At 41.7% G+C, this 26,347-nt stretch carries 29 protein-coding genes and 2 pseudogenes; 19 read left to right on the top strand and 12 right to left on the bottom strand.

Annotated elements, in window-relative coordinates:
- Positions 1–3: 3 nt before the first annotated feature.
- Complete coding sequence (znuC, locus tag FTV04_RS12085; protein WP_373688132.1) at positions 4–765, bottom strand: zinc ABC transporter ATP-binding protein ZnuC; 762 nt, start codon at positions 763–765, stop codon at positions 4–6.
- Positions 766–767: 2 nt separating this feature from the next.
- On the bottom strand, positions 768–1,265 hold the full coding sequence (locus tag FTV04_RS12080; protein ID WP_078191481.1) for a transcriptional repressor: 498 nt from the start codon (positions 1,263–1,265) through the stop codon (positions 768–770).
- Positions 1,266–1,404: 139 nt separating this feature from the next.
- On the opposite strand from FTV04_RS12080, the gene FTV04_RS12075 reads away from it, so the two are divergent.
- The 12 genes from FTV04_RS12075 (at position 1,405) to FTV04_RS12020 (ending at position 11,145) form a co-directional block, all read left to right on the top strand.
- On the top strand, positions 1,405–2,244 hold the full coding sequence (locus FTV04_RS12075; protein ID WP_180089679.1) for a metal ABC transporter solute-binding protein, Zn/Mn family: 840 nt from the start codon (positions 1,405–1,407) through the stop codon (positions 2,242–2,244).
- A gap of 170 nt (positions 2,245–2,414) precedes the next feature.
- A complete protein-coding gene (locus FTV04_RS12070) occupies positions 2,415–2,813 on the top strand; it encodes an ATP synthase subunit I (protein WP_078194025.1) in 399 nt (132 codons plus the stop codon).
- A gap of 102 nt (positions 2,814–2,915) precedes the next feature.
- Entirely contained in the window at positions 2,916–3,791 is an 876-nt protein-coding gene (gene atpB / locus FTV04_RS12065) for a F0F1 ATP synthase subunit A (RefSeq protein ID WP_078191478.1), read from the top strand.
- Between the two features lie 84 nt (positions 3,792–3,875).
- Positions 3,876–4,121 carry a F0F1 ATP synthase subunit C gene (gene atpE, locus FTV04_RS12060; RefSeq protein WP_000424060.1) on the top strand — a complete coding sequence of 82 codons (246 nt, stop codon included), beginning with the start codon at positions 3,876–3,878 and terminating at the stop codon, positions 4,119–4,121.
- A 38-nt stretch (positions 4,122–4,159) separates the two neighbouring features.
- The gene (locus FTV04_RS12055) at positions 4,160–4,630 is read left to right on the top strand and encodes a F0F1 ATP synthase subunit B (protein ID WP_078191477.1); all 471 of its coding nucleotides are present in this window, start codon (positions 4,160–4,162) and stop codon (positions 4,628–4,630) included.
- A 12-nt stretch (positions 4,631–4,642) separates the two neighbouring features.
- A complete protein-coding gene (locus FTV04_RS12050) occupies positions 4,643–5,179 on the top strand; it encodes a F0F1 ATP synthase subunit delta (RefSeq protein ID WP_078191476.1) in 537 nt (178 codons plus the stop codon).
- A 42-nt stretch (positions 5,180–5,221) separates the two neighbouring features.
- Positions 5,222–6,766 carry a F0F1 ATP synthase subunit alpha gene (gene atpA, locus FTV04_RS12045; RefSeq protein WP_078191475.1) on the top strand — a complete coding sequence of 515 codons (1,545 nt, stop codon included), beginning with the start codon at positions 5,222–5,224 and terminating at the stop codon, positions 6,764–6,766.
- Between the two features lie 88 nt (positions 6,767–6,854).
- Positions 6,855–7,724, top strand: coding sequence for a F0F1 ATP synthase subunit gamma (gene atpG, locus FTV04_RS12040; RefSeq protein WP_180089677.1), 870 nt, complete (start codon positions 6,855–6,857; stop codon positions 7,722–7,724).
- A gap of 29 nt (positions 7,725–7,753) precedes the next feature.
- On the top strand, positions 7,754–9,148 hold the full coding sequence (gene atpD / locus FTV04_RS12035) for a F0F1 ATP synthase subunit beta (protein WP_078191473.1): 1,395 nt from the start codon (positions 7,754–7,756) through the stop codon (positions 9,146–9,148).
- A gap of 26 nt (positions 9,149–9,174) precedes the next feature.
- A complete protein-coding gene (locus FTV04_RS12030) occupies positions 9,175–9,594 on the top strand; it encodes a F0F1 ATP synthase subunit epsilon (protein WP_078191472.1) in 420 nt (139 codons plus the stop codon).
- 91 nt (positions 9,595–9,685) lie between these two features.
- Positions 9,686–10,594, top strand: coding sequence for a YiiX/YebB-like N1pC/P60 family cysteine hydrolase (locus FTV04_RS12025; RefSeq protein ID WP_180089674.1), 909 nt, complete (start codon positions 9,686–9,688; stop codon positions 10,592–10,594).
- A 245-nt stretch (positions 10,595–10,839) separates the two neighbouring features.
- A complete protein-coding gene (locus FTV04_RS12020) occupies positions 10,840–11,145 on the top strand; it encodes a hypothetical protein (protein ID WP_180089672.1) in 306 nt (101 codons plus the stop codon).
- A 6-nt stretch (positions 11,146–11,151) separates the two neighbouring features.
- Here FTV04_RS12020 and FTV04_RS12015 read toward each other — a convergent pair whose 3' ends face one another.
- Positions 11,152–11,595 carry an ATP-binding protein gene (locus FTV04_RS12015; protein WP_180089670.1) on the bottom strand — a complete coding sequence of 148 codons (444 nt, stop codon included), beginning with the start codon at positions 11,593–11,595 and terminating at the stop codon, positions 11,152–11,154.
- 106 nt (positions 11,596–11,701) lie between these two features.
- Here FTV04_RS12015 and FTV04_RS12010 point away from each other — a divergent pair, with 106 nt between their 5' ends.
- Together FTV04_RS12010 and adhP are read left to right on the top strand one after the other, a co-directional pair.
- Complete coding sequence (locus FTV04_RS12010) at positions 11,702–12,163, top strand: hypothetical protein (protein ID WP_180022168.1); 462 nt, start codon at positions 11,702–11,704, stop codon at positions 12,161–12,163.
- 317 nt (positions 12,164–12,480) lie between these two features.
- Positions 12,481–13,505: pseudogene (gene adhP, locus FTV04_RS12005) on the top strand (alcohol dehydrogenase AdhP).
- Positions 13,506–13,604: 99 nt separating this feature from the next.
- On the opposite strand, the gene FTV04_RS12000 reads toward adhP, so the two are convergent.
- The 4 genes from FTV04_RS12000 to FTV04_RS11985 all read right to left on the bottom strand — a co-directional run bounded on the left by FTV04_RS12000 (position 13,605) and on the right by FTV04_RS11985 (position 16,389).
- Entirely contained in the window at positions 13,605–14,219 is a 615-nt protein-coding gene (locus FTV04_RS12000) for a hypothetical protein (protein WP_180022166.1), read from the bottom strand.
- Between the two features lie 144 nt (positions 14,220–14,363).
- Positions 14,364–14,741: an RcnB family protein gene (locus tag FTV04_RS11995; RefSeq protein WP_180089668.1), complete on the bottom strand. Its 378-nt coding sequence runs from the start codon at positions 14,739–14,741 to the stop codon at positions 14,364–14,366.
- A 199-nt stretch (positions 14,742–14,940) separates the two neighbouring features.
- Entirely contained in the window at positions 14,941–15,486 is a 546-nt protein-coding gene (locus FTV04_RS11990) for a glutathione peroxidase (RefSeq protein WP_180026136.1), read from the bottom strand.
- Between the two features lie 144 nt (positions 15,487–15,630).
- A complete protein-coding gene (locus tag FTV04_RS11985; protein WP_180089666.1) occupies positions 15,631–16,389 on the bottom strand; it encodes a helix-turn-helix transcriptional regulator in 759 nt (252 codons plus the stop codon).
- A gap of 122 nt (positions 16,390–16,511) precedes the next feature.
- Here FTV04_RS11985 and FTV04_RS11980 point away from each other — a divergent pair, with 122 nt between their 5' ends.
- A complete protein-coding gene (locus tag FTV04_RS11980; RefSeq protein WP_180010747.1) occupies positions 16,512–17,393 on the top strand; it encodes a DMT family transporter in 882 nt (293 codons plus the stop codon).
- Between the two features lie 439 nt (positions 17,394–17,832).
- Here the strand turns inward: FTV04_RS11980 and FTV04_RS11975 are convergent, their stop codons facing one another.
- The 3 genes from FTV04_RS11975 to FTV04_RS11965 form a co-directional block, all read right to left on the bottom strand.
- The gene (locus FTV04_RS11975; protein WP_111885874.1) at positions 17,833–18,402 is read right to left on the bottom strand and encodes an L-threonylcarbamoyladenylate synthase; all 570 of its coding nucleotides are present in this window, start codon (positions 18,400–18,402) and stop codon (positions 17,833–17,835) included.
- Between the two features lie 31 nt (positions 18,403–18,433).
- Positions 18,434–19,615, bottom strand: coding sequence for a DNA-processing protein DprA (dprA, locus tag FTV04_RS11970; RefSeq protein ID WP_180089664.1), 1,182 nt, complete (start codon positions 19,613–19,615; stop codon positions 18,434–18,436).
- A gap of 111 nt (positions 19,616–19,726) precedes the next feature.
- On the bottom strand, positions 19,727–20,881 hold the full coding sequence (locus tag FTV04_RS11965) for a LysM peptidoglycan-binding domain-containing protein (RefSeq protein ID WP_078191460.1): 1,155 nt from the start codon (positions 20,879–20,881) through the stop codon (positions 19,727–19,729).
- A 119-nt stretch (positions 20,882–21,000) separates the two neighbouring features.
- Between FTV04_RS11965 and def the strand changes: the two genes are divergently transcribed.
- The 3 genes from def (at position 21,001) to FTV04_RS11950 (ending at position 24,183) form a co-directional block, all read left to right on the top strand.
- Positions 21,001–21,531 (top strand): peptide deformylase, encoded by a 531-nt coding sequence (def, locus tag FTV04_RS11960; protein WP_078191459.1) that lies wholly within the window; start codon positions 21,001–21,003, stop codon positions 21,529–21,531.
- An 81-nt stretch (positions 21,532–21,612) separates the two neighbouring features.
- The gene (locus FTV04_RS11955) at positions 21,613–22,041 is read left to right on the top strand and encodes a DUF2946 family protein (RefSeq protein ID WP_180089662.1); all 429 of its coding nucleotides are present in this window, start codon (positions 21,613–21,615) and stop codon (positions 22,039–22,041) included.
- A 72-nt stretch (positions 22,042–22,113) separates the two neighbouring features.
- The gene (locus FTV04_RS11950; protein WP_180089660.1) at positions 22,114–24,183 is read left to right on the top strand and encodes a TonB-dependent copper receptor; all 2,070 of its coding nucleotides are present in this window, start codon (positions 22,114–22,116) and stop codon (positions 24,181–24,183) included.
- A gap of 47 nt (positions 24,184–24,230) precedes the next feature.
- Here FTV04_RS11950 and FTV04_RS11945 read toward each other — a convergent pair whose 3' ends face one another.
- On the bottom strand, positions 24,231–25,436 hold the full coding sequence (locus FTV04_RS11945) for an oxygenase MpaB family protein (RefSeq protein WP_180089658.1): 1,206 nt from the start codon (positions 25,434–25,436) through the stop codon (positions 24,231–24,233).
- A 95-nt stretch (positions 25,437–25,531) separates the two neighbouring features.
- Here FTV04_RS11945 and FTV04_RS11940 point away from each other — a divergent pair, with 95 nt between their 5' ends.
- Positions 25,532–26,128 carry a TetR/AcrR family transcriptional regulator gene (locus FTV04_RS11940; protein WP_180089656.1) on the top strand — a complete coding sequence of 199 codons (597 nt, stop codon included), beginning with the start codon at positions 25,532–25,534 and terminating at the stop codon, positions 26,126–26,128.
- 108 nt (positions 26,129–26,236) lie between these two features.
- On the opposite strand, the pseudogene FTV04_RS11935 reads toward FTV04_RS11940, so the two are convergent.
- Positions 26,237–26,347, bottom strand: a pseudogene (locus FTV04_RS11935) (IS982 family transposase); the annotation flags it as partial.

The raw sequence follows: 26,347 nt of genomic DNA, 5'->3' as shown, positions 1-26,347 counted from the left end.
GGATTATGCTTCCGGTTCAGGGTGAATATGAGGACGAGAGTCATGCTGGCAAGGCGTTGCACTATCGCCATGCGCACAGTGATCATGATGGTGTTGATAGAACACACGGTTTGTCCCAAAGATCGCTTGATATTCAGGATGTTGCTGCACATTTTCAGGCAAGCCACTACAGCAAATATGCTTATTGAGGCAAACCACACGATGTGTTCCTTGCATGACCCACTGTAAATCATGAGAGACCATCAAAACTGCACAGCCATATTTTTCAGGCAGGCTACGCACGTAGTCATACAGTTCCGCTTCAGACTGGATATCTAGACCTTGCATAGGTTCATCCAGAACCAATACATTCGGTTGACGCAATAAAGCCCGTGCAATCAATACACGTTGACGTTCGCCGCCCGATAGTTGCTGAACTTTAGATTGTTGTAACTTGGCAATGCCTGTATCACGAATAATTTCTTGCTTAATGCTGGCATCACATTTTTCTAATGCCAATAAATCACACACACGTAGCGGTAAGCTGTGTGATGGATTAAATTTTTGTGGCACATATGAGAATTTTAATTTTTGTATGCTGATCACTTTACCAAATACAGGTTTTACAATACCCAATAACACTTTGATGAGCGTGGATTTGCCTGCACCGTTAGGACCAATCAAGGTGACAATTTCTTTTTCGTGTAAGGCGAAATCTACATTTTTTAAAATGTCACGTTCATCGATTCGGACATGAACATGCTCTAAAGCCACAATGGGCTTCATATTTAGTGTTTGCTGCGGCACTGCTGACAGATCCCTGAAATTTCAATAATACTGTGATGTGCAGTAAAGCCATCGGATGCAGACAATTCATCGAGTTGCGCCATCAAGCCTTGAGCAGATGCTTCTTTGACTATTTTACAATCGGTGCAAATCAGGAATGCGGCTTGATGTCCTTCGCGCGGATGACAACACGGGATGTAAGCATTAATCGACGTTAGACGGTGAATCAAACCTTTTTCAAGCAGAAAATCCAGCGTACGGTATACCGTCGGTGGCGCTGCAGGTCGGTCAGACTCACTTTTGATTTTAGCCAAAAGGTCATAAGCACCCATTGGTCCCGTTGCGTTCAAGATCAGTTCCAATACTTCTTTACGCAAGGGCGTAAGTCGAGCACCCGTCGCGCTACAGAGACTCTCAGCTTCAGCAAGGCGCTGTTCGACATTATGATGATCGTGTACACCATGCAAAGCATTATGATGTTCGTGTGAACATGCGCTCATAGCCAACCTCGAGTACGAAACTGTATAAAGAAAAAGACTTTAAATCTTAACATGAAGCGTAAGGACTTACGAACAGACGTAGGTTTTTTTACGATTTTGTTATATTATAACACTATTCATTTTATGGTGCTCTCTCCCCATGTCCCGTATAATTCTTTTTTGTAGTTTGGCTTTATTCAGTGTGATGAGCTGGGCGCAAGGTCTCGTTGTTTCTACACAACCGATTTATCTAATCGCAAAGGATGTACTCAAGGGTGTAGAGCAACCGAAATTACTGCTTGACCATCAATCTGGACATGATGTGAGCTTGACGCCTGCACACCGTAAAACCGTGCAAGATGCCAATCTCGTTTTATGGTTAGGTCACGCGCACGAAGCACCATTGGCAAAAATGTTGGGTGAAAGTGGCAAAAGTATCGCTATTTTAGACTCAGGTATTATCAGTGCTTTGCCATTACGTGATGTCCGTGGCAATGCATTAAAAGGCACAATCGATACGCATGTATGGCTTGAACCAAACAATGCTGTTCGAATCGGCTTTTTTATAGCCGCGTTACGTTCACAACAGTTTCCAGAACATCGTGAAAAATATTGGGCCAATGCGCGTGCATTTGCGCAGAAACTCTTGGTCACTGCACAAAAAACCGATGTGTCGAGCCGTGCTCAACCTTACTGGTCTTACCACGATGCCTATCAATATCTTGAGCGCTCACTGAATTTGAAATTTACCGGTGCGTTGACAGATGATCCACATGTCGCGCCGACATTGGCACAAATCAAATACCTGAAAGACCATCGCGCGCAGCCAAAAGTATGCTTACTTGCAGAAGCACATGCCAGCCAAAATCAGTATCAAAAGCTCGGTGGTATCGTCTTTCAGCCGGTTGACGAAACGATGAGTGGGGCAGGGGATTTTGTAACAGCATGGAAGATGTTGGCTGATGAAACCCTGAAATGCACACTAAATGCACGAAAGTAAAGTAAAAAATAAACAACTATTGATTAGTTTGAAAGCAGTTTGCCAATTTAAAAAAACACGACTAAGGTCGGGAAAAGATTGCAAGTTAAGGGGTGTAACTCTATAATGCCTGCGATTAAAAATAATCATCAGTTAAACTTGTCAAGCAGAATTGCTGTGAGTGAACAAAAATGAGTCGAACTAGTCGCATGATTGATCGACGATTAGCGAAAGCTTTAGTCATCTTACAAGCAGTAATGATTCCTGTTTCAGCCCTGATTGGTTGGGTCCTTAAAGACACAATCACAGCATATAGTGCAGCTTTGGGTGCGTTGGTATGTTGGCTAGCAAGTAGCTACTTTTCATGGCAGTCGTTTCGTGCGGCTGGTGCCCGTGCCTCTAAACAGGTGCTGTCAAACATGTATCGTGGCTTAATGGGCAAGTTTGCAATCGTGATTGTTGGATTCATTTTGATTTTGATCAATGTCAAGCCGTTGTCAGCGGTGGCATTGTTTTGTGGTTTTATGCTCGTACAAAGTATGTCGTGGGTCGCTCCTTTTTGGGCAACACGCTTAAAAAAACGAGTATAAACACAACAAAAAATTGAAAAGTTTTTTGGAGAGTAACGAGATATCAGGCAGCACGCGATATTCGTTTTCTCTATTAGTTTTGACATTGACCAGGTGTGATTTATGGCTGCTGAAGAACATGCCCTTACTTCGACCGAGTACATTCAGCATCACTTGACTAACTTGACCTATGGCAAAATGCCAGATGGTACTTGGAAGTTAGCTGAGACTGCTAAAGAAGCTCAAGAGATGGGGTTCACTGCTATTCACTTGGATTCAATGGGTTGGTCTATTGGCCTTGGTATTGTTTTCTGTTTGTTGTTCTGGGTTGTAGCGAAAGCTGCAAACTCTGGTGTTCCGACCAAGTTCCAGTCTGCAATCGAAATGATTATCGAGTTCGTTGACTCAAGTGTCCGTGACACTTTCCATGGCAAATCGCGCTTAATTGCGCCGTTAGCGTTGACCATCTTCGTGTGGATTTTCCTCATGAACTTGATGGACTTGATCCCTGTTGACTGGATTCCTTATACAGCTCAATTGATCGGTGCTAACGTGTTTGGTATGGATCCTCACCACGTTTACTTCAAAATCGTTCCATCTACTGATCCTAACATTACCTTGGGTATGGCATTATCAGTATTTGCGTTAACTATTTTCTATAGTATCCGTGAGAAAGGTCTTGTCGGATTCGGTGCAGAATTTGCACTTAACCCATTTAACCCAAGTAACCCAGTTTTAAAAGCATTACTTATTCCAGTAAACATTATTCTTGAATTAGTAACTTTTATTGCACGTCCAATCTCATTGGCTCTTCGACTGTTCGGTAACATGTATGCGGGTGAGTTGATCTTCATCTTGATCGCATTACTACCGTTCTGGATCCAGTGGGCGTTGTCTGTGCCTTGGGCGATCTTCCATATTCTTGTTATTACGTTACAAGCATTCATTTTCATGATGTTGACTATCGTATATATGAGTATGGCTAGCGAAAAGCATTAATGGTATTGCTCAACTGTCAAAGGGTGGTTGGGCACACAATTTTTTAACTTAATTTGGTATAAACCTAACCTCTGAGGAATTATCATGGAACTCACTTTAGGTCTAGTTGCAATTGCATCTGCTATCTTGATCGCTTTTGGTGCTTTAGGTACTGCGATTGGTTTTGGTCTTCTAGGCGGCCGTTTCTTAGAAGCTGTTGCTCGTCAACCAGAATTGGCTCCACAACTTCAAACTCGTATGTTCTTAATCGCAGGTCTTCTTGATGCTGTGCCTATGATCGGTGTTGGTATTGGCTTGTTCTTCATCTTCGCTAATCCATTTGTAGGTTAATCAGCTTAATTCCTAAATTAAACTATTGAGGAATAGCAATGAATATCAACCTCACATTGATTGGCCAAGCGATTGCATTTGCGATTTTTGTCGCATTCTGCATGAAGTTTGTATGGCCACCACTAATCAATGCGATTAGTGAGCGTCAGCGTAAAATCGCTGATGGCTTAAACGCTGCTGAAAAAGCAAAAGCTGACCTTGCGGATGCGCAAGCACAAGTGAAAGCTGAATTAGACGCGGCTAAAGCACAAGCGGCTCAATTGATCGAACAAGCGAACCGTCGTGGTGCGCAATTGGTAGAAGAAGCGCGTACTCAAGCTGCGGCTGAAGGTGAGCGTATTCGTCAACAAGCGAAAGAAGCTGTTGATACTGAAATCAATGCTGCTCGCGAAGAATTACGTCAACAAGTTGCTGCTCTTGCAGTTACTGGCGCAGAAAAAATTCTGAACCAGCAAGTTGACGCAGAAGCTCACAATGCCATGCTGACTCAGCTGGCTGCTAAACTTTAAGAGAGGCGGATTATGGCTGAACTCTTGACGTTGGCACGCCCATACGCTAAAGCAGCATTTGCTTACGCTTCTGAGCAAAATGCAACTGACGCTTGGTCAAATGCATTGAACTTGCTCAGTGCTGCGGTGCAAGACGAAGCATTTTCAGCTTATCTAAATCGCCCTGAGCTTACTCCTGCTGAGCAGGTAAGTGTTTTCGCAAAAGTTTTAGGTGAAGACCAGACTGCAGCAGTGTCAAACTTTTTGACATTGCTTGCCGATAATGACCGTCTGGCACTTCTTCCTGAAATTTCAGAAGAATACGAACAGCTCAAATCACAGAATAACAATACTGTGGATGTAGTGATTGAATCTGCATTCCCATTGACTTCTGTACAAGAACAATTACTTGCGCATGCATTAGAGAAAAAATTCGAAGCTGCCGTAAATGTTTCTGTAGAAGTTAACCCAGCGTTAATCGCGGGTGTAGTTATTCGTGCAGGCGACCAAGTGATAGATGATTCTGCGCTTAACAAGCTTGAAAAAATGCGGACTCGTCTTCTTGCTTAACAGCTCGAAGACTGAACTTTAAAAAGATTGAGGTATAGCGCAATGCAACAACTGAATCCATCCGAGATCAGTGCGCTCATTAAACAGCGTATCGGCGATCTGGACACCAGCGCGACCGCTAAGAACGAAGGGACCATTGTTATGGTTTCCGACGGTATTGTGCGCATTCACGGCCTTGCTGATGCAATGTACGGTGAAATGATCGAATTCGACGGCGGCTTATTTGGTATGGCACTGAACCTAGAACAGGATTCAGTGGGTGCCGTTGTCTTAGGTAACTACTTAAGCCTTCAAGAAGGTCAAAAAGCTCGTTGCACAGGTCGTGTATTAGAAGTTCCGGTTGGTCCAGAACTTTTAGGCCGTGTAGTAGATGCTTTGGGTAACCCAATTGATGGTAAAGGCCCTATTGACGCAAAACTTACTGATGCTGTTGAAAAAGTAGCACCAGGCGTAATTTGGCGTCAATCAGTGGATCAACCTGTACAAACTGGTTATAAATCAGTAGATACAATGATCCCTGTTGGTCGTGGTCAACGTGAGTTGATCATCGGTGACCGTCAAACTGGTAAAACAGCTATGGCGATCGATGCGATCATCGCTCAGAAAAACTCTGGCATTAAATGTGTATACGTAGCAATTGGTCAAAAACAATCGACTATCGCTAACGTTGTGCGCAAGCTAGAAGAAACTGGCGCTATGGCGTACACAACTGTTGTAGCAGCTGCTGCAGCTGATCCTGCAGCGATGCAGTATCTTGCTCCATATGCTGGATGTACAATGGGTGAGTACTTCCGTGACCGCGGTGAAGACGCGCTTATCATTTATGATGACTTGTCTAAACAAGCTGTTGCTTACCGTCAAATTTCATTGCTTCTACGTCGTCCACCAGGTCGTGAAGCATATCCTGGTGACGTATTCTATCTACACTCACGTTTACTTGAACGTGCTTCACGTGTATCTGCTGACTACGTTGAGAAATTCACTAACGGTGAAGTTAAAGGCCAAACTGGTTCATTAACTGCATTACCGATTATTGAAACTCAAGCCGGTGACGTATCTGCATTCGTACCTACAAACGTAATTTCGATTACTGACGGTCAGATCTTCTTAGAAACATCATTATTCAACGCAGGTATTCGTCCTGCTGTGAACGCGGGTATCTCTGTATCACGTGTTGGTGGTTCTGCTCAAACTAAGATCATCAAAAAATTGTCAGGTGGTATCCGTACCGCTCTTGCGCAATACCGTGAATTAGCTGCGTTTGCTCAGTTCGCTTCTGACCTTGACGAAGCAACTCGTAAACAGCTTGAACATGGTCAACGTGTAACTGAGCTTATGAAGCAAAAACAATATGCTCCATACTCAATTGCTGACCAAGCTGTTTCAATTTATGCATCTAACGAAGGCTACATGGCTGACGTAGAAGTGAAGAAAATCGTTGCATTTGATGCTGCGTTGATCTCTTACTTCCGTTCAGAAAATGCTGCGTTAATGCAAAAAATTGACGAGACTGGTGCTTACGATAAAGAAATCGAAGCAGCAATCAAAGCAGGTATTGAAAGCTTTAAAGCGACTCAAACTTACTAAGATTCAACTGTGTTGAATCTGGTTTTGGTTTGGTTCACGGATCAACCTTCGGAAGCTCGAAAGGGCTTTCGAATACTAGGTTAAGCGTATGGCAAATTTAAAAGAAATTCGCGCCAAAGTAGCTAGTATCAAAAGCACGCAGAAAATTACTCGCGCGATGCAGATGGTAGCAGCTTCTAAGATGCGTCGTGCGCAAGAGCGCATGGCTCAAGGCCGTCCGTATGCCGAAAATATGCACCGTGTAATTGCTCATTTGGTACAAGCGAACCCTGAATATAAACACCGTTATATGGTTGAACGTCCTGTAAAGCGCGTTGGCTATATCATTGTTTCTTCAGATCGTGGCCTTGCTGGTGGTTTGAACATTAACTTGTTCAAAAAAGTGGTAAAACACGTACAACAGCAACAAGAGCAGTCAATTGAAGTTCAATTTGCTTTAATTGGTCAAAAAGCGGTTTCGTTTTTTAAAAACTACGGCGGTAAAGTTCTTGGTGTAACTACAAACGTAGGTGATGCTCCGAGTCTTGAACAGTTAACTGGTTCTGTACAGGTGATGTTAGACGCGTTTGATAAAGGCGAGTTAGATCGTATTTATCTAGTGTCAAACGGCTTTGTCAACGCCATGACTCAAAACCAAAAAATCGAACAGCTTGTTCCTTTAGCAGCTGCTGAGGAAAGCGAAGGTCTAAACCGTCAATACGGTTGGGACTATATCTATGAACCAGAAGCTGAAGAGCTTTTAAATGGTTTATTGGTTCGTTACATTGAGTCTATGGTTTATCAAGGTGTGATTGAAAACATCGCATGTGAACAGTCTGCTCGTATGGTTGCAATGAAAGCTGCAACGGATAACGCGGGTGAATTGATCAAGAGCCTACAACTTATTTATAACAAGCTGCGTCAAGCCGCGATTACTCAGGAAATCTCTGAGATCGTTGGTGGTGCCGCTGCCGTTTAACATTATTAGTTTGAATTGAGGAGACAGCAATGAGTAGCGGTCGTATCATTCAGATCATCGGCGCGGTTATCGACGTCGAGTTTGAACGTAACAGCGTTCCTAAGATCTATGACGCTCTCCATGTTGATGGTACTGAAACTACATTAGAAGTTCAGCAGCAACTTGGTGATGGCGTAGTTCGTACTATTGCAATGGGTTCTACTGAAGGCCTTAAGCGTGGTCTTACTGTAACTAACACTGGCGCGCCTATCTCTGTACCTGTAGGTACTGCATGTTTAGGTCGTATCATGGACGTTCTTGGTCGCCCGATCGACGAAGCTGGTCCTGTTGGTACTGAAGCTCGTTTACCAATTCACCGTCAAGCGCCTTCTTATGCAGAACAAGCGGCTTCTACTGACCTTTTAGAAACTGGTATTAAAGTCATTGACTTACTTTGCCCGTTCGCTAAAGGTGGTAAAGTTGGTCTGTTCGGTGGTGCCGGTGTTGGTAAAACTGTAAACATGATGGAGTTGATCAACAACATCGCGAAAGCTCACTCAGGTTTATCTGTGTTTGCTGGTGTTGGTGAACGTACTCGTGAAGGTAACGACTTCTATCACGAAATGAAAGACTCTAACGTTCTAGACAAAGTAGCAATGGTCTACGGTCAGATGAATGAGCCACCAGGTAACCGTTTACGCGTAGCGTTGACTGGTTTGACTATGGCTGAGTACTTCCGTGATGAAAAAGACGAAAACGGTAAAGGCCGTGACGTTCTATTGTTCGTCGACAATATCTATCGTTATACACTAGCGGGTACTGAAGTATCAGCACTTCTAGGTCGTATGCCATCTGCAGTAGGTTACCAACCGACTCTTGCAGAAGAGATGGGTGTTCTTCAAGAACGTATTACGTCTACTAAGTCTGGTTCTATTACGTCAATTCAAGCGGTATACGTACCTGCCGATGACTTAACAGATCCATCGCCTGCTACTACCTTCGCTCACTTGGACGCGACTGTTGTATTGAGCCGTGACATCGCATCTTCTGGTATTTACCCAGCGATCGATCCACTTGACTCTACTTCACGTCAGTTAGATCCACTTGTAGTGGGTACTGAGCATTACGAAATCGCTCGTTCAGTTCAAAACGTTCTTCAACGTTACAAAGAATTGAAAGACATTATCGCAATTCTTGGTATGGACGAATTGGCAGAAGAAGACAAACTTACTGTATACCGTGCACGTAAGATCCAACGTTTCTTCTCTCAACCGTTCCACGTAGCTGAAGTGTTTACTGGTGCTCCTGGTAAACTTGTACCGCTTAAAGAAACAATTCGTGGCTTTAAAGGTCTTCTAGCTGGTGAATACGACCACATTCCAGAACAAGCGTTCTACATGGTTGGTGGTATTGACGAAGTTATTGCTAAAGCTGAGAAACTTTAATTAGTTACCTAATTTAGGAGATTCTCATGTCAACTATGCAATGTGACGTTGTAAGTGTTAAAGAGTCTTTGTACTCTGGCACTGTAACTATGCTAATTGCTAAAGGTGCTGGTGGTGAGTTGGGTATTATGCCTGGCCATGCACCACTAGTAACTTTGCTCAAGCCGGGCGCAATCCGCGTTCTGCTTGAAAATGGTACAGAAGAATTAATCTATGTATCAGGTGGTGTACTAGAAGTTCAACCGCACGTTGTTACTGTACTTGCAGATACTGCAGTACGTGCTGACAACCTTGATGAAGCAGCAATTATTGAAGCTCGTAAACAAGCTGAACAATTGTTAGCAAATCAAAAGAGCGACTTGGACTCAGCTGCTGCTTTGGCTGCTCTTGCAGAAACTGCTGCTCAGTTGGAAACCATCCGCAAAATCAAAAACCGCGCTCAATAAGACGCAGTTTGAGATTGAAGAAACCACCCGAAAGGGTGGTTTTTTTATGGCAAGTATATTATTGAAATGTAAAATGATTGGTACGAATTAAATGAATATTAATAATGAGAATGGTGAAATTTATAAAAATGCTCTATCTAATTTAAAAATCGGAGACGTAATTTTAGTAGAGGGGTGTAATAAGATATCGCCAAAATTAATTGCTGCACAAAAACTATTTTATATGAAGGCATGCAGTAGTCATGTAATGATTCATATAGGAGATGGAGTGGTTATACATGCAACTGGTGGTAAAGGAGTGCATCTTTCACCCCTATTCATAGAGTTGGAAAATTGCAAAGCTAATTGGAGAGTCATTAGAAATAATAAACTTGCCGAAATGGATTCGGATTTAGTATTAAAACATACACTTCAATTTTATGCTCAGAGTTACAGTACTGAAGTATATAAATCTAAAGATGTTAAGTTTGTAGAAAGTGAAAGTTCATTCTGTTCTGAGTTAGTGCATAAAATCTATTTATCTTTGGGAGTAGAGATGCAACCAACTACTATTAGGAAGCTTTTCCCTTGTGATTTAGATCGTTTGGCAGATGATATATGTCCTGAAAGTGATTGGATGATAGTTACAGATAGTTATAAAGAAATTTTCAATCTACTTGATTTAGATGATTATAAATTTAGTTTGGAAATGCATACTTTACACATGGATCTCCGTCTTAAAAAAAGATTTCACTTATCAAAATCTAGAGAGTTCACATTTGGAACAGCTTTAGCTGAAGCTCAAAAAAGTGGGTCAACTAAATGGTTAGAAACATTAGATTCGATAAAAAGTGGTTTAAAAAATAGGCAGTTGAAATTTTGGTTTGATAAGGATGCTCAATTTGGAGAGCGTCCAATACCATCAATGGTAGAGTCTATATCGGGTGTAGAGGAATTATTAAAGCTACAGTTGGAAGGTATGCAACGAATGATGGAAATAATGGCTAAATACAAAAAATAATTTTAAGGAGAGTTCTTAATCTAAACTAACTAAGAACTCCCCATTCCCTACAATTGTTACTTTAAATATTTCATCAAACCCTTCATCTAAATTTGGTACTTCTAGCTTTTTATACGTTGCTCGTACATCGACTTTAGAAATATTGTTTTTACTAAATTTAAAGTAAATGACGTGATCTAAAGTTGCATATATTTCATGCAGCTTTTGTCTTAATCTGCAATAAATCATCTGCCTAATAAATTCTTATGAACCTTATTGCCTTCGAACCCCACTTCTGGGAACTCTATCAAGACTTTGATCAATATTACTTGAGCATTGCGGTTGATCTAAGTTCTGTCGTGTCATGTTGGGATGTTGAACTCACCCATGAAGAAGTTCAACAATATGAACACCGTGGGCGTATGAGTATTCAAGAACTGGCAAAATCGATGGTCGCTGCTGCCTATAAAGGTGATTTTGCTTCATTAGAAAGTCGTTTAGTGAAACCATATGAGCGTCAGGCCATGCAATCGGCTTTTAAAAAATGGCAAGATAGCCAAAAAGCAGGTTAATGGTCGTTATTCATGCATGGGTAAAATTGAAAACTCGCCGTGACTGATAATTTTAATTTTAAAAATTTGATCAAAGCCTTCATCCCGTGACGGAACTTGAAGCTTTCGATAGGTCGCATGCACACCAACTTCTGGAATATGAGCTTTGCCTTCACGTAAACTGTTGCGCTTTAAGGTGCTGTCCAAATCGGTTTCAAAATAATAAGCAATGACTTCAAACCCTGCATCAACTGCGCGTTGGATATAGCGAGCACGAGCTTCCCGATTTGGGTTGGTATTGTCAATCACCATTTTGGTTTTGGATGCCAAACCTGCTTCAAAGATCATATTTTCCCGATGTCGGGTTTTCAGCATATCAAGATTAATACGCAAATGACTGTGATATAAATTCAACATATAAAATGTGGATTTACCCGATGCTTGTACACCGGTGAAAATAATCAGTTGCATAGTGGATGAAAAAATCTGTAGACCTTATATTACATATTAAAGCAGCTACGGGCTTTTGCTACAATTTTTGCACTGCCAATAACAACAAAATAGGTCAGGACTTTTTATGTATACACTTCGATTATGTTTCTGCTTATTGCTGGCAACGCCGCTGCTTGCCTGCCAAAGCCAATATGTCACCACACCGAATGTCGCGACTGAAGCCGCATTGGTAGCGGAATCAGTGGATAATGGCATCAGTACAGAACTTGAAATTCCCTATTTATCCGCTTTTCGCAACCTAAGACAAGCCTATAACCACTGTGTGGCGTTCACCTCAGCAGAAGCTTATGTGTATACTGACAATCGACTGGAAGAACATTTAGAGCAGGGCACGCTGATGGCGCGTACAGAAAATGGCGCTTTTCTACATAAAATGTTGGTGGAGGGAATGGGAGCTGACAAAACTCGAATTACCCTGTTTCTGCCAGCCAAATTTCATTTTGCCCAAGCCCGTTTTAAGCAAGATGTGCAACGTGCACTTGGACAAGATAAAAACTGTAATACCTATGAGTTTGCTCAATCTTAAAATAGGAAAAAGAGGCAGTTGTTTATTTTCTGGTTGGGAGATTTTCTATGCTTAAAAATTCTATGCGTTTCAAATATTTGAATATCGGTTCTTAACACTATGTGGGAAGTTTTAGATTAAAAAATATTGTGAATTTACAGCATGGCACTTTGTGATGTGTGGTCGATCAACCGATCATCAGGTACTGAATCACAAGAAGTAGCAAACCGAGAGAATTGCTTACAAATTCATCACGCCGACCAATTTATTCTTCCTCTATAGTAGAGCTAGGTTGTTTAAAAAATAATCTCAACACTTATAAGATGGAGAGAATAAATATGGCAACAATGAAAGCAGCCGTAGTGACTGCATTTAATCAACCACTACAAATACAACAAGTCGAAATTCCTAAAGTCACGCCGGGCAAAGTCTTGGTCAAAATTATCGCGACAGGTGTCTGTCATACCGACTTACATGCCATGCATGGCGATTGGCCTGTTCAGCCAACCTTACCTTTTATCCCTGGACATGAAGGTGTCGGTGAAGTAGTTGAAATTGGTGAAGGAATTGAACATTTAAAAGTTGGTGATATCGTCGGGATTCCTTGGTTATATTCAGCGTGTGGGCATTGTGATCATTGCTATGCGGGCTGGGCTTATGTAAACAACAACAGAACTCAGGCTATTCAGTCAACGGCAGCTTTGCAGAATATTGCTTAGCAGATGGTGATTACGTCGGTGTGATTCCTGAAGGTGTCGATCTATTAGAAATCTCACCTATTCTATGTGCTGGTGTCACTGTTTATAAAGGATTGAAAATGACCGAGGCCAAAACTGGGGATTGGGTCGCCATTTCCGGTATTGGTGGTCTAGGTCATGTGGCAGTGCAATATGCCAAAACAATGGGCTTTAATGTCGTAGCGATTGATGTTGATGACTCAAAACTTGAATTGGCCAAAAATCTCGGTGCCGATGTCGGCATTAATGCCTTAAAAACCGATGTAAAAGAAGCAGTGTTGCAGGCAACGGGTGAAGGCTGTCATGGTGTCTTGGTGACGGCGGTTTCTCCGAAGGCCTTTGAGCAGGCTGTTGCCATTGTCCGTCGTGGAGGTACCATGGTCTTAAATGGTTTGCCACCCGGAACTTTTGACTTGTCGATCTTTAATATGGTGCTGGAGGGAATTACGGTACGTGGTTCAATTGTTGGGACACGTCTGGATTTAAAAGAAGCACTAGATATCGCTGCGCGCGGTAAAGTCAGAGCACATATTCATGTTGAACCGCTCGAAAATATCAACGATATTTTTGATCGTATGGAAAAAGGTAAAATTGATGGCCGTATCGTGATTGATATGCGGCTTTAATGCAAAATCCCACAGGCAACATAACATAGAGCAAAATCAAGACAGACCGATTCAGTATGATTGAAAGGTCTGTCTTGCATGTTTAGAGCTAAGAGAAAATTAGCTTTCTGATGTTTTTTCTTGAGCTGAATGATCTGAAATGATCATGCTGGCAAGTTTAACCATCTCCAGTTGGATATTACCCATTTGATTTTTAATTTTCTGAATATCGACTTGAGTTAAATCCATTTGACCATTTAAAAAGGGTGAAGCCAAAACTTGCTGATTGGCAGCTTGTAAATTGCTGCGAATATCATTGATTTCAGTACTTTTTAGGTTCAGTCCACTGAGTGCCTGATTAAAACCTTTCAATTGTTGTTGCAGCTGATCGGCTGCTTTTTGTAGTTGAATCGGGTCTTGGCTATTGACTGCCGTTTCAATATCGCTTTGGGTTTGTTTCAATTGCTCAACATAGCTGCCCGCTTTCAATTGCATGTCGGCGACATCACGGACAATGTAAAACATATTGCCGCTTTTTAGATTTTGTTGCTGAGCCGCTGATTCTGTTTCAGTTGCTTCATGATGCTCAGAGGAAGCCGTATTGGATAATTCAACTTCTTCAGTGGTAGTTTGAATGTCTTGCTCAGGTGCTGTTGCAGGGTCACAACCGATCAGCACCAAAACACCACTAAAAATGGCAAAAGGGAGAAGGGCATTCTGCACTAGCTTTTTCATTCAATCATCACTATGTGTTAAGTCTATGCTTTGAATATAGGGGCAGAATGTGGATTAAAAATAGATTGTTGCAAAGCAATAACAAAATAATCGCTTGAACAAAAAAAAAGAGGGCATTTGCCCTCTTTTGATGTTTTGGTGGGTTTAACCCGCAATGATTTTGATAATGGCGTGGCTGACGGCATTCATTAAAATGTAGTCGCCATTCACTTTAATCCATTGTTGGTTTTTGCCTGGTTTAGATAATTTTTTGTATTTGGTGTGGTCTACTTTGTAGCTATGACCACGGTATTCAGAAGGTACTTTTTGTCCAGAACGCCAATCATGTGAAGGATTTACGGCTTTTTTCTTGTTCTGGCTTTGGTTTTTTACCGGTGTGTTTTGTTTAGTGTGTTGTTGAGCTTTCGTATTTTGGTTATGCGTAGGTACATGTTGTTGGCTATTTTGCGGTGCAGCCATTGCTGGAGCAGCAACAAGTGCTGTCGAAATAGATAAAACGATAGCTTTCATTAATGTATTCATAAGTTCACCTGTTTACTGCTGGATGTGAATTGATAAGACTCATCATAATGAGTATTTACAGGGAAGCTTTGAACAATGTGTATGTGAAATATTAAAATAATGGATAAAATGTGTAAATTATCAATATATGATAATTTAAAATGATCAATCTCAGTTAAAATCACAATAACCTTAACTGAGAGACTGAGACATTATCGAATTATTTGGCTAATTCAGCATTAATGGCATCGACAATACGAGCATCATCTGCCTTGATGTCAGGTGCAAATCGAGCCACAACGTCGCCTTGTTTATTCACGAGGAATTTTTCAAAATTCCATAAAACTTCAGGCTTAGGATTTGGAGTTAAACCGTATTCAACTAAATCATCCCACCATGGGCCTTCACCAATGCGTTCAGGGATGGCTTGGGTTAAGGTTTGATAAAGTGGGTGTTTATCCGCGCCTGCCACAGAAATTTTTGCAAAAAGTGGGAAATCAACCTTGTAGTTGATTGAGCAAAATTCTTGAATTTCAGCTTCAGAACCAGGTTCTTGTTCTAAAAAGTTATTGGCAGGAAAACCTAAGACTTCAAAACCTTGTGATTTCTTCTCTGTATAGAGTTTTTCTAGGCCTTCATATTGCGGTGTTAGCCCACATTTAGAGGCCACATTGACCAATAATAAAACCTTGCCTTGGTATTGATTGAGTGTGGTGTCATCACCTTGGATGGTTTTTACCGGGATATCGTAAACTGAAGCTGACATATTCGTTCCTAATTGAAGTTGTGCCTTTCATCCTTGTTTTAAAGGGAAATCTGGTGAACAGCAAGCTTTTATCGATAGGATTTTCGCATAATTTTTGTAGTAGTTTGCAGAATTCGAGCTGAGGCTTGCTTGAGTGCTTGGCATTTAACTAGTGGCACGGTGTTGGTTTGGGGTTTTTCCTGTATAGCGTTTAAAAAACTCAATAAAGCTTGAGCTGTGTTGATAGCCCAATTCATAGCTGAGAGCTTTAATAGACTGACCAGCACGGAGTTGTTGAATGGCATAAATAATTTTTGCACGGTTTCGCCATTCAGAAAGACTCATTTGCAGTTCGTTCTGACTCAGCCGCAGTAACTGACGCCCACTCAAACCGACATTGGATAAGCATCGTTGTAGGCTCAAACTAAAATGATCTACATCTGCAAGCTGCGCCAAGATCGGCTTTAACACCGCATCATGGCTTTGCGGTAAATAATGTTGATGTTTGGGTGCAGTTTTTAACTGGTCGAATAAGACCTGTAGTAGGTATCGATAGGGTGGTGTGGTATGTTGCTCTGTAGGAAAGGCCAAAATTTCTTGCACCAACAAACGAAAGAAAGGCTGGATGCTAAATACTTCCGTCTGCTTGGGGAAATTTATGCAGAGATCAGGTGCCAGTCGGATTGCCACATAATGAATAGGTTGCTCATCAATCGCGACTGAGCAATGTTCTGTATGTGGGGGAATCCACACCCCATAACTGGCAGGTGAGAGATGGTGTTGCCCTTGTATCTCATATTCGAAAATACCATCGAGACAAAAATTAAAATCACCCCAAAGACAACTGTGCGGATAGACCGTATCTAATGTGGTGTAGTGCGCTTCAAAAAGCTCGATTTGTTGTTCAATCGGTGCTGATGTCATATATGCCTAGGTGTCGATGTCTGAACTACAATATAAATGTCTGAAATCATGTATTTCAATTAAAACAGACATCACTCAAAATACCTAGACCAATCTTTGCACGATATATTGAGGAGTCAGACATGTTGCTTCAAGCGCGTTGGGCGAAATTTGCAATTTGTTTGCCTCTGATCGCAGTATTTATATGGTCGTTAAATATTACCGTCACCCGCTATGTAACTGATTATATTTCACCAGTCAGTATCAGTTTTTATCGATGGTTTATTGCATTTTTGATCCTAACCCCCTTTATGCTCAAAACCGTTTGGCAGCAAAGACAGCTTATCGGGCAGCATTGGCAGCAATTGGCTGTGCTGAGTGCTTTTGGCATGGTGTTATATCAAGGCTTGGGCTATACCGCTGCGCATTATACGACGGCGACCAATATGGGCATCATCAATGCCTTTATCCCTGTTTTTACGATTGCCGTTGCATTTTTCATACTGAAAGATGTGCCTAATCGCTATGCCATCTTGGGCTGTGCGATTTCATTTACGGGGCTATTGTTTGTCATTGCGCAAGGAGATTTCAGTCAATTACTGAATATGGGCGGACATTTCGGCGATATCCTCATGATCTTCGCAGTGTTCTTTTATGCCTTTTATGGGGTGTTTTTAAAAAAATGGCAATTGAAACTTCCGCTACTGTTGAGCTTATATGTACAAATTTTCTTTGCCGTTTTATATCACTTGCCATTCGTATTGTATTTAGGCATAGACGCGATTAATCCTGCCAATGCGCCAAGTGTATTTTATGCGGCAATTTTTCCATCACTGATTGCACCGTTGGTATGGATGTTGGCTGTACAACATCTCGGCCCGAATCGCACCAGTATTTTTATGAATTTGATGCCGGTATTTACCGCGATCGTTGCCTATTTCTGGTTGGCTGAGCAGTGGATGTTTTATCATAGTGTCGGCACAGTGATGGCGATTACTGGGGTGATCTTGGCGCAGCGTAAGTAAATCCAGTAAAAAGTTGAAAATTTACGAGAAGTGTTGATTAAAAAATAAGCAAACAAGCTTATTTTTTTTATAGGGCAAATCTTTTGAAAATGGATTTTTGAGTGTAAAACTGAATTAAAAAAACAAATGCTCGTCTTAAAAATCAATCAAAAATAGATACATATTTTGACTAAGTGGTTATAAAATCACAAATAAAGTGCTTATCAGTAGTTTTATTTATATAAAAAATCTATTTGTTAAATTTAAAAAAATATTACATAATACTTTCATCGTAAATGAGGAAGTAATTCTTAATAATTACTTGATATTTACCCAGAGATTGCAAGACCCTCTGGATGTGATTTTATACACATCCTTTTTTATGCTCAGCCATCCCTATATGGCTGAGCTTTTTTTTGTTTGTATTTTCTAAAAGGCAGGTATAGACAGGCATCCGAGCTTATGCGCGGATGATTTCACCTGTTTCAGCATCAATAATTTTGCTTGGTTCTTGGCTTAGGCCGAGATCACCATTTAAGTAATTGAGTTCATTGGCAAAATACTGATTGGCTTCTTGTAAGGACCGTGCAGGGGTTAATCCTGCAGGATTGGCACTGGTAGACACAATAAAACCATTAAAAGCTTGGCATAAAGCCACACATAAAGAGTGGGTGGTCACACGGACTGCGACTTTTGGATGATTGCCTTTAATCCATGTTGGAATATGGTCGCCAGCTGGTAATAACCATGTGGTTGCACGTTCATTGGGTTTACGGTTGGTCCACGTCGCAATGACTTGCTGACGCATATCTTCTGTTAAGCCTTGGAGCAGGTGTTCAACTTGAGCGACATTGGCAGCCAATAAAATCACGCCTTTTTCAATGGGACGTTGTTTTAAGCGCAAAATTTCGAGAAAGGCTTGCTCATTGTAGGGATCACAGCCCAATCCCCAAACAGCCTCTGTAGGATATGCGAGAACCTGACCTTTTTTAAGACAGGAAGCTGCTTCTGCAACAGAGGTGGTAATCATTTCTATAGACCTTATCTGATTCGACAAAGGACTATTGTGAACCTAATTTACCCATTCTACAACGTAAGTAGTGTCCGGCTTGTTGTGTGGCATAGCCCATTAACTCTAATTCCATCAGTTGACTGGTCAATGTCGCGGTATCAATTTTGAGTTGAATGGACAATTGATCAAGGCTTTGGCCGACCCAATCGAGTTGCCGATACAGCGCAATTAAATGTTCTGGGATGGGGTCGGGTGGTGGAGTGTCCGGTGTTGCTGTTTCGGGTGTCGCTATTTCGGTGGTTGTTAAGGTTTCGGCAGCTTGTGATTGCCACTGTGTTGCCAATGCTAAGTCTTCAATGACCTGTTGTGGATGATCAATCAAAATTGCACCTTCGCGTATGAGTTGATGGCAACCTTGATGCGACTCACTATAAATATGGCCTGGGATGGCAAAAATAGATTTGCCTTGTTCGGCAGCGCGTTGAGCTGTGATCAGTGAACCACTTTTTAATGCCGCTTCCGCCACGATGACACCAAGGCTGAGCCCACTGACGATACGATTTCGATGTGGAAAATGGTGTTGCAGGGGTGGAGTGTGTGGAAGAAACTCACTGATTACGGTCCCACCATGTTGGATGATCTCTTGTCTTAAACGCTGATGTGCGGTCGGATAAGTTTGATCTAAACCTGTGCCCATCACGGCAATGGTTCTGTGGTGTTGTATGGCAGCGCGATGTGCCGCTTCATCAATTCCTTGTGCTAAACCGCTATTGATGTAGAACCCTTGCTCACTTAGATAATAAGCAAAATCATAAGCAATTTGCCGACCTTGGGGACTAGGTTTGCGGCTACCAACAATCGCAATTTGGGGTTGCATCAAGGCTTGGGCATTACCTTGCCCAAATAGAATGGGCGGCTTGTCGCTATAAGGTAAAAGCTGTTGAGGATAGTTCAGGTCTTCAGGAATCAGTACAAAGTCACTGTATTGTTGAATATCCTTGAGACATTTTTCAAAGCTAAGCTGTCCACTTGGACTATGAAATTCTTCAAAGCGCTGTAAATGATTTTTATGCAGTCCTAATTTTTGCCAAGTGGTGATTTGATCAGGCTTAAGGGCGTGGTGTAGGACAGGATAGTGCTGCTGAATTTTATAGAAACTACGAAGTGAGTGTTGCACCACAAACCACAGGCGAATGTAATCTAAATGCAAGTCAGTTAATGAGTTGAGCATAATGAGACCTTTGAAAATGTCTTCTTTTTATGGTTTAAAATGATCAGTGATATCGTTGTTGGATAATAAAAAATGAGGCTGAAATACAGCCTCATTTTTATGGATTTGGTCTTAGTCATCCATCAGTGGTGGCTGAATCGTTGCACCCACTTTGATTGGTAATTCGCTTTCAAGTACATAAGCATAGCTTAAGTTATCAAATGTTTTGAATACCATGATGTTGCCAATACGTTGTCCTGGAAGTTGAACACGTTCTTTGGTTTTCGGATCAGTCACGATTTCACCTTTTTGGTTCACGCTAAAGACTTGACCAGATTGAACGCCTTGCAAGCTACCACGGTCGATCGTCACCACACTGTGAACCGCTGCAGTACCAATCGAGCCCATGACACGAACAATACTACCGCCAGCAGTGACATTTTCTGCATTGGTTGGATAGAACAGCGTTGGCAGCATTGGGTCATATTCAGGAAGAACACGATCGCCACGACGAACTTCGGCATTATAAGTATCGGTCAGTTCTAAAGTGGTAATGTCATTTTCACCACGAACGGCAACACCTGAAGCGACTTGAGTCAGTTCTAAACCTGCGTTGTATTTTTTGCCGTTTGCATCGGTAAAGATGTACGGTTCGCCTTCACGGTAAACAGCATATCGTTGACCGACTTGCATGCCTTGGCCGCGTGCATAAACTGTTTGGCCTTTGGCAGCTAATACACGTTGATCAGCTGTACCTAAAATGTAAGGTGTGCCTTCCACAGAATCAGCTGCAACAATCATGCTGCGCTCAAGCCATTGCTTAATATATTCCAATGGAATAACCGGAATCGCACTATTTAGGGATTCAACACGAACTTGTGGTTGAAGTTTAGTGCCACCTGTATAGCGACGAATGATACCTTCACAGCCATCACCTTCATCTTTACCGATGATTGGGCGGCCATTGTAGGTACACATTAATAGGCGGTCACCTGGGAAAATCCAATGCGGATTTTTCACGTGTTTATTGCTCGCCCAGATTTCAGGCCAGCGCACAGGATTTTTTAAGAAACGCTTGGAAATATCCCACAACGTATCGCCTTTTTTCACCACATAAACTTGAGGCGCACCTGCCTTCAATGACGGTGGATTGACGTTACGAGCAGGGGCAGCTTCTGCAACACTGACCATTCCCATCCCCACACTTACACAGACTGTAAGTGCCAATAATTGTTTTTTAAACCCCAAGGCACTAAAAGTTGGCATGCCCTTCAAAACCTTTTTCATTATCATAATTCCTAAAATTATGTATGTAACTGCGTTATAATAACGATATTACACACAATTTTTTGATGAAGCATTCCTTCATTTTGTTTTTTGATCAATGGCATAAGTGAGGACGTCGTATGGCCTTATTACCTATTTTAAGTTTCCCCGATCCCCGTCTTCGTACCATTGCAAAACCAGTCGAAGAAGTTACTGATGAAATTCGTCAGTTAGCAGCCGACATGTTTGAAACTATGTATGAAGCACCGGGAATTGGCCTGGCAGCAACACAGGTAGATCACCATATTCAGCTGATAGTCATGGATTTATCTGAAGAAAAAGATCAACCCATGGTGTTTATTAACCCCAAAATTACGCCATTGACGCAAGAGACGCAGCCCTATGAAGAAGGCTGTTTATCAGTGCCTCAAATATACGATAAAGTTGAGCGCCCGTCACGTGTAAAAATTCAGGCAATTAACCTTGAAGGTCAATCATTTGAAGTGGAAGCGGACGGACTTCTCGCAGTTTGTATCCAACATGAAATGGATCACTTAAATGGTAAGTTGTTCGTCGACTATCTATCGCCTTTGAAACGTCAACGTGCACGTGACAAAGTGGAAAAATTGGTTCGCCAACGTCAAAAAGATAAAGTCGCAGTTAAACGTTAATTGATCGCGGTTAAAAAATACCTGAGAGAAGCCCAATTTCGATTGGGCTTTGTTATACTTGGGTCAGACAAATGTTAGGGTTTGCCTGTATTGTTTCGTAGTGGAGTGCTGCTGTCCTTTGCAGCCGTTTTTTTGCAGATTGCTGTTTTTTTACAGCCATTGTTGCCCAAGCAATATCAAGTTGCTCCGGTCTGCGAAACCATTACGCGTGCACTTTTACTTCCCAATGTTCATGCTGAACATACCGCAAATTCACACCATTCATCTTCCGCTCATGTAGAGCAAGTTCAAGTCGATCATACTGCCCATGAACATGATGCCAGTCATCAATGTCAGTATTGTACGGTCTATGGCAATTTGGTTTTGCCCCCTGAACTTGATGTGAAAGAAGTGCTTGATCGAATTCAAGTTCGTTTAATTGCTTTTCAAAAAGCTTTCAAGCATGTCTGGTTTGTTCTTCAACAACTCTTTTTACTTCCGCAAGGTCGAGCCCCGCCACTCGCTGCATAAATCCGACGTTTTTTAAACTTGGGTCTTTGAGGACTCAGGTACGCCTTTATTTATGTATTTTGTGAGATAAACATGGCTCAGCCTAAATTTTTTCTACAGCCTCTTGCGGCTGCAATTTGTATTGCCTGCTATTCAACTACGGTGATGGCTGACGAGATGTCCGTAGAGATGACGGAAACCAATGCCGTACAGACTTTGGCACCGATTGTGGTGACATCACATCAGGGGAATGATGCCAATGGCCTGATTGTTCGTGCCAATCCCAAACAGCCGATTCAACCGATACCTGCCAGTGATGGGGCCGATTATTTAAAAAGTATTGTAGGTTTTAGTGCTATTAAAAATGGGGGAACCAATGCAGATCCAACCTTCCGTGGCATGTTTGGTTCACGCATTAAAATTTTGACCGATGGCACAGAAAATCTCGGGGCGTGTCCGAGTCGTATGGATGCACCAACGTCTTATATTTCCCCTGAAAGTTATGACCGAATTTCAGTGATTAAAGGACCTCAAACGGTTCAATATGCCAATACAGGTTCTGCTGCAACAGTCTTGTTTGAACGCAAACCTGAACAGTTCGATGCTGATAAAAACTACCGTGGTCAAGCCAGTGTGATGATCGGTTCTTATGGTCGTTTAGATCATAATATCGAGGCGGCCGTAGGGGATGAATACAAATATGTCCGTCTAAATGCCAGTCGTTCTGTTGCAGATAGTTACCAAGACGGAGATGGTAATACTGTGCCGTCAGACTGGGAGCGTTGGAATACAGATTTGGCTCTCGGTTGGACGCCAAACGAAGATACATGGGTAGAACTTACCGGAGGTAAAGCCGATGGTGAGGCGGTATACGCAGGCCGTTCAATGGATGGTTCGCAATTTGCCCGTGAAAGCTTAGGCCTTCGTGTCGAGAAAAAGAATGTCACAGAGGTGATTAAAAAAATCGAAGCACAGGTCAACTATAGTTTTAATGATCATGTCATGGATAACTTCAGCTTACGTGAGTTTCAACCAAGTGGCATGATGAATATGCCAATGGCATCGAATGTTGCTCGCAGAACATTAAATGCACGTATGGCTGTGACATATGAATGGGATAAGATTGACTTTGTCACAGGCATTGACACACAGAAAAATGAACATAGCATTCGCAAAGGGATGCGCAATAGCTATAAAGACAAAGCACGTGAAACCGATATGAAGTTTCAGTCATATGGCGGTTTTGGAGAAGTCAGTTATCAATTGAGTGACAACAATAAGTTGGTTTCGGGACTTCGTCTCGATCAAGTGCAAGTGAAAGATGAGCGTGCCGCTTCGAAAGCGAGTGGCTATAACACGGAGCTGAATGAAACTTTGCCAAGTGCTTTTATTCGTTTTGAAAATAAGCACCCTGAACATGACAATGGTAAAACCTATATCGGTCTAGGCTATGTAGAGCGCATGCCAGATTATTGGGAATTATTCAGCCCAAGATCAGGAAATGGTCATAACAATACATTCAATCATATTGATACAGAAAAAACGCTTCAGTTAGATATGGGTTATCAACATGAACATGGCGCTTTGAATTCCTGGGTATCGGCTTATGCAGGTTTAGTGAGAGATTATATTTTAACAAGTTATAAGTCTGGATCAGGAATGATGAAGGGTATGGAAGCACATAGCCGAAATGTGGATGCCACCATTGCGGGAGCTGAAGCAGGGATTGGCTATCAATTTAGCGATCATATTCAAGCCGATGTCAGCGCAATGTATGCGTGGGGTAAAAACACCACAGATGGCAAGCCATTACCACAAATCTCACCGTTAGAAGCACGTATCAACTTACGTTATATCCAAGATAATTATACTTTGGGAGCATTCTGGCGTGTGGTTGATGGGCAAAATCGTATCAGTGCGCACCAAGGCAATATCGTGGGTTATGACCTGAAAGAAAGTGCAGGATTTGGCACACTGTCTTTAAATGGTACTTATCATATTAATGAGGGTGTAGATGTATCTGTGGGTGTGGATAATCTCCTGAATAAAACTTATACCGAACATCTAAATAAACTGGGTGATGCAGGGACAGGTTTAGCGACTGATCAACAGTTTAATAATATCGGTCGCAATTATTGGGCACGTATTTCGATGAAATTCTAAGCCCTGACATTTGTCATCCAAAAAGCAGAGCGATCGCTCTGCTTTTTTTATTGGTGCATACTGGCTAGTTGTTTGGCCTTACTTTGATACAGTGCTAAACCGAGTTTTTGAATCGCACGGCCTTTTTGCTGTAATTTTTGATTTAAACTTGGGACATGCTTAGCGCCTGAATACAGGACAAGATTTCTAGCCAATAAATAATAGGCAAACCATGCGGCGGATTGTGGTTTGAGCCCTAATTTATGCATGCGTTTTTTGCCAATAAAAAATTGTGTCAGCTCCAGATGTTGTCGATAAGCCAGTTTTTGCTGAAATGGTCGGAGGTATTTGTATTGTCTTTCAAAAGGTTCTTTAGAGAGACTGGCGCCGAGAGCCATACTGCTTGCATCAGATTGAGGGTGTACAAATTGCATCCAATACAGCAGTTTCCAACCATCTGATTCTTTTTCAATTAACCATTTTTCATCAATACCCATTAACCACCCCACATAACGCCAAAAATGTAAAAAGCTTTCAGTTTCTTGTTTTGATGGAAAAATTCCTAAAGCGCGAATGCCCAAAAGTACCACACTGCTAAAGGCAAGATTGGTCATCGCCAAGTCAAATTGATTCATCGGCGCCCCCCACGTTGCAAAATCCCAGTCTTTGCCTTTTTGGAGTTGATGCCGTACCAAAGCATGAATAAAACGCACATAAATCGTCGATGTAAATCCCGCATGCAAACGTTCGAGTCCGCATTCTTCAGTGATATCTACCCACCATTTAGTGGTTTCAGCCAGACGTGTACCGGCTTGTTTATTTAAAGCACCGGTCAGCATGAGCGGTTGATTGAAACCGGGGAAGAGATAACCGACCATGAGTGAAAGGTCTCGCAAAATAAAGCCATTGTTAATCCCCAGGCGATGAGTGAATTCAATGGCCTGCTGTATTTTTTCTGGTTCTAACCACGGCGGTATTTGTTCAACATGCTTAAAAAAATGCTCGAGTTCAGGAATAGGAAAGGGAAGCTGCTCGACACCTTTAAATAAAGCGATTTCAAAATATTCACGATGCTGTTTAGGGTTCAGCATCATCCACGTGAGCACTTTTTCCATCTGTGGATCACCACATTGCAGGGCTTTATTGAGGGCAAGATATTGAGGGTAATTCGGCTGTGCAGCTTGACCCGTCAAATGAGACAGCAGAAAACTCAGCAGATTAGATTGCTGCGTGGCCTGAAATGAAGACAGCCGGGTATTGAAGTGGGTGGTCATGTTTTGATCTTCAATGTTATTGTTGCATACCACACTAATATGAATATTTATTCGCATTCAATTCGCATAACACTATCGCATTGGAGAGCAATAGAATGAGAAAAAGACCACAACAACAACGCGCGAAAATGATCGTGGAAAGCATTTTGCAAGCTGCGCAGTTGTGTATTGCAGAACAAGGTTTACTGGAGCTGACGACGCCCAAAATTTCGGAAAAATCTGGCGTGAGCGTTGGGTCAATTTATCAATATTTTGAAAATAAAGAACAAATCGTAGAAGAATTACTGCTCAGAAAATCAGAACAATTGGGGTTAGCACTAAAAAATATAGTCGTGGAGCAAGAGCTGCACAGTATTTATGAGGTGATCCCACTTTGTATTCAATTTGGCTTTGATATGTTGAAAGCTGATCGCGGCTTCTTCATTGAAATCTTGAAACATTGGCATCAATACAGTCAATCAGATGCCTCTCAGGTTTTGGAAAAGCATTTTTTTGAAGTCGGGATGTATTTATTTAATCGCTACTATTCGCATTGGAACTTTGAGGCGCTGAAACATCGCTCTTTTGTGATCATTAATAGTACCTTATTTACCATGATGCGCTATGTGAGCAATAATAGTTTTTTAATCACAGAACAACAGCTTAAAGTTGAATTGTCAAAGATGATTTTGGCGTATTTAGATAGTGAATAACACTGAAAAAAATAAATTTGTCTATTAAAGAATCTATTTAATTCAGATCCAAGATATGTGAAGATAGATCAATAATAAATCAATAACTTAAGATAACCCGAATCCCGCTTAAGCCAATGATTCCATAATTTGAATTGTTGGTTTATTTTGATGATTAAGTTGATATGCACATAACGATGCGTAAATCCCACTCAGAAATCCATGAATACTACGAGCTTT

It is taken from the genome of Acinetobacter sp. YH12219 (genome assembly GCF_013417875.1).
GTDB lineage: Bacteria > Pseudomonadota > Gammaproteobacteria > Pseudomonadales > Moraxellaceae > Acinetobacter > Acinetobacter amyesii.
The sequence above is the reverse complement of the archived record's forward strand: the minus strand, read 5'-3'. Positions and strand labels throughout refer to the sequence as shown.

Coding starts and splice junctions, on each gene's coding strand:
- znuC (WP_373688132.1), bottom strand. CDS start 765: ATGAAGCCCATTGTGGCTTTAGAGCATGTTCATGTCCGAATCGATGAA.
- FTV04_RS12080 (WP_078191481.1), bottom strand. CDS start 1,265: ATGAGCGCATGTTCACACGAACATCATAATGCTTTGCATGGTGTACAC.
- FTV04_RS12075 (WP_180089679.1), top strand. CDS start 1,405: ATGTCCCGTATAATTCTTTTTTGTAGTTTGGCTTTATTCAGTGTGATG.
- FTV04_RS12070 (WP_078194025.1), top strand. CDS start 2,415: ATGAGTCGAACTAGTCGCATGATTGATCGACGATTAGCGAAAGCTTTA.
- atpB (WP_078191478.1), top strand. CDS start 2,916: ATGGCTGCTGAAGAACATGCCCTTACTTCGACCGAGTACATTCAGCAT.
- atpE (WP_000424060.1), top strand. CDS start 3,876: ATGGAACTCACTTTAGGTCTAGTTGCAATTGCATCTGCTATCTTGATC.
- FTV04_RS12055 (WP_078191477.1), top strand. CDS start 4,160: ATGAATATCAACCTCACATTGATTGGCCAAGCGATTGCATTTGCGATT.
- FTV04_RS12050 (WP_078191476.1), top strand. CDS start 4,643: ATGGCTGAACTCTTGACGTTGGCACGCCCATACGCTAAAGCAGCATTT.
- atpA (WP_078191475.1), top strand. CDS start 5,222: ATGCAACAACTGAATCCATCCGAGATCAGTGCGCTCATTAAACAGCGT.
- atpG (WP_180089677.1), top strand. CDS start 6,855: ATGGCAAATTTAAAAGAAATTCGCGCCAAAGTAGCTAGTATCAAAAGC.
- atpD (WP_078191473.1), top strand. CDS start 7,754: ATGAGTAGCGGTCGTATCATTCAGATCATCGGCGCGGTTATCGACGTC.
- FTV04_RS12030 (WP_078191472.1), top strand. CDS start 9,175: ATGTCAACTATGCAATGTGACGTTGTAAGTGTTAAAGAGTCTTTGTAC.
- FTV04_RS12025 (WP_180089674.1), top strand. CDS start 9,686: ATGAATATTAATAATGAGAATGGTGAAATTTATAAAAATGCTCTATCT.
- FTV04_RS12020 (WP_180089672.1), top strand. CDS start 10,840: ATGAACCTTATTGCCTTCGAACCCCACTTCTGGGAACTCTATCAAGAC.
- FTV04_RS12015 (WP_180089670.1), bottom strand. CDS start 11,595: ATGCAACTGATTATTTTCACCGGTGTACAAGCATCGGGTAAATCCACA.
- FTV04_RS12010 (WP_180022168.1), top strand. CDS start 11,702: ATGTATACACTTCGATTATGTTTCTGCTTATTGCTGGCAACGCCGCTG.
- FTV04_RS12000 (WP_180022166.1), bottom strand. CDS start 14,219: ATGAAAAAGCTAGTGCAGAATGCCCTTCTCCCTTTTGCCATTTTTAGT.
- FTV04_RS11995 (WP_180089668.1), bottom strand. CDS start 14,741: ATGAATACATTAATGAAAGCTATCGTTTTATCTATTTCGACAGCACTT.
- FTV04_RS11990 (WP_180026136.1), bottom strand. CDS start 15,486: ATGTCAGCTTCAGTTTACGATATCCCGGTAAAAACCATCCAAGGTGAT.
- FTV04_RS11985 (WP_180089666.1), bottom strand. CDS start 16,389: ATGACATCAGCACCGATTGAACAACAAATCGAGCTTTTTGAAGCGCAC.
- FTV04_RS11980 (WP_180010747.1), top strand. CDS start 16,512: ATGTTGCTTCAAGCGCGTTGGGCGAAATTTGCAATTTGTTTGCCTCTG.
- FTV04_RS11975 (WP_111885874.1), bottom strand. CDS start 18,402: ATGATTACCACCTCTGTTGCAGAAGCAGCTTCCTGTCTTAAAAAAGGT.
- dprA (WP_180089664.1), bottom strand. CDS start 19,615: ATGCTCAACTCATTAACTGACTTGCATTTAGATTACATTCGCCTGTGG.
- FTV04_RS11965 (WP_078191460.1), bottom strand. CDS start 20,881: ATGAAAAAGGTTTTGAAGGGCATGCCAACTTTTAGTGCCTTGGGGTTT.
- def (WP_078191459.1), top strand. CDS start 21,001: ATGGCCTTATTACCTATTTTAAGTTTCCCCGATCCCCGTCTTCGTACC.
- FTV04_RS11950 (WP_180089660.1), top strand. CDS start 22,114: ATGGCTCAGCCTAAATTTTTTCTACAGCCTCTTGCGGCTGCAATTTGT.
- FTV04_RS11945 (WP_180089658.1), bottom strand. CDS start 25,436: ATGACCACCCACTTCAATACCCGGCTGTCTTCATTTCAGGCCACGCAG.
- FTV04_RS11940 (WP_180089656.1), top strand. CDS start 25,532: ATGAGAAAAAGACCACAACAACAACGCGCGAAAATGATCGTGGAAAGC.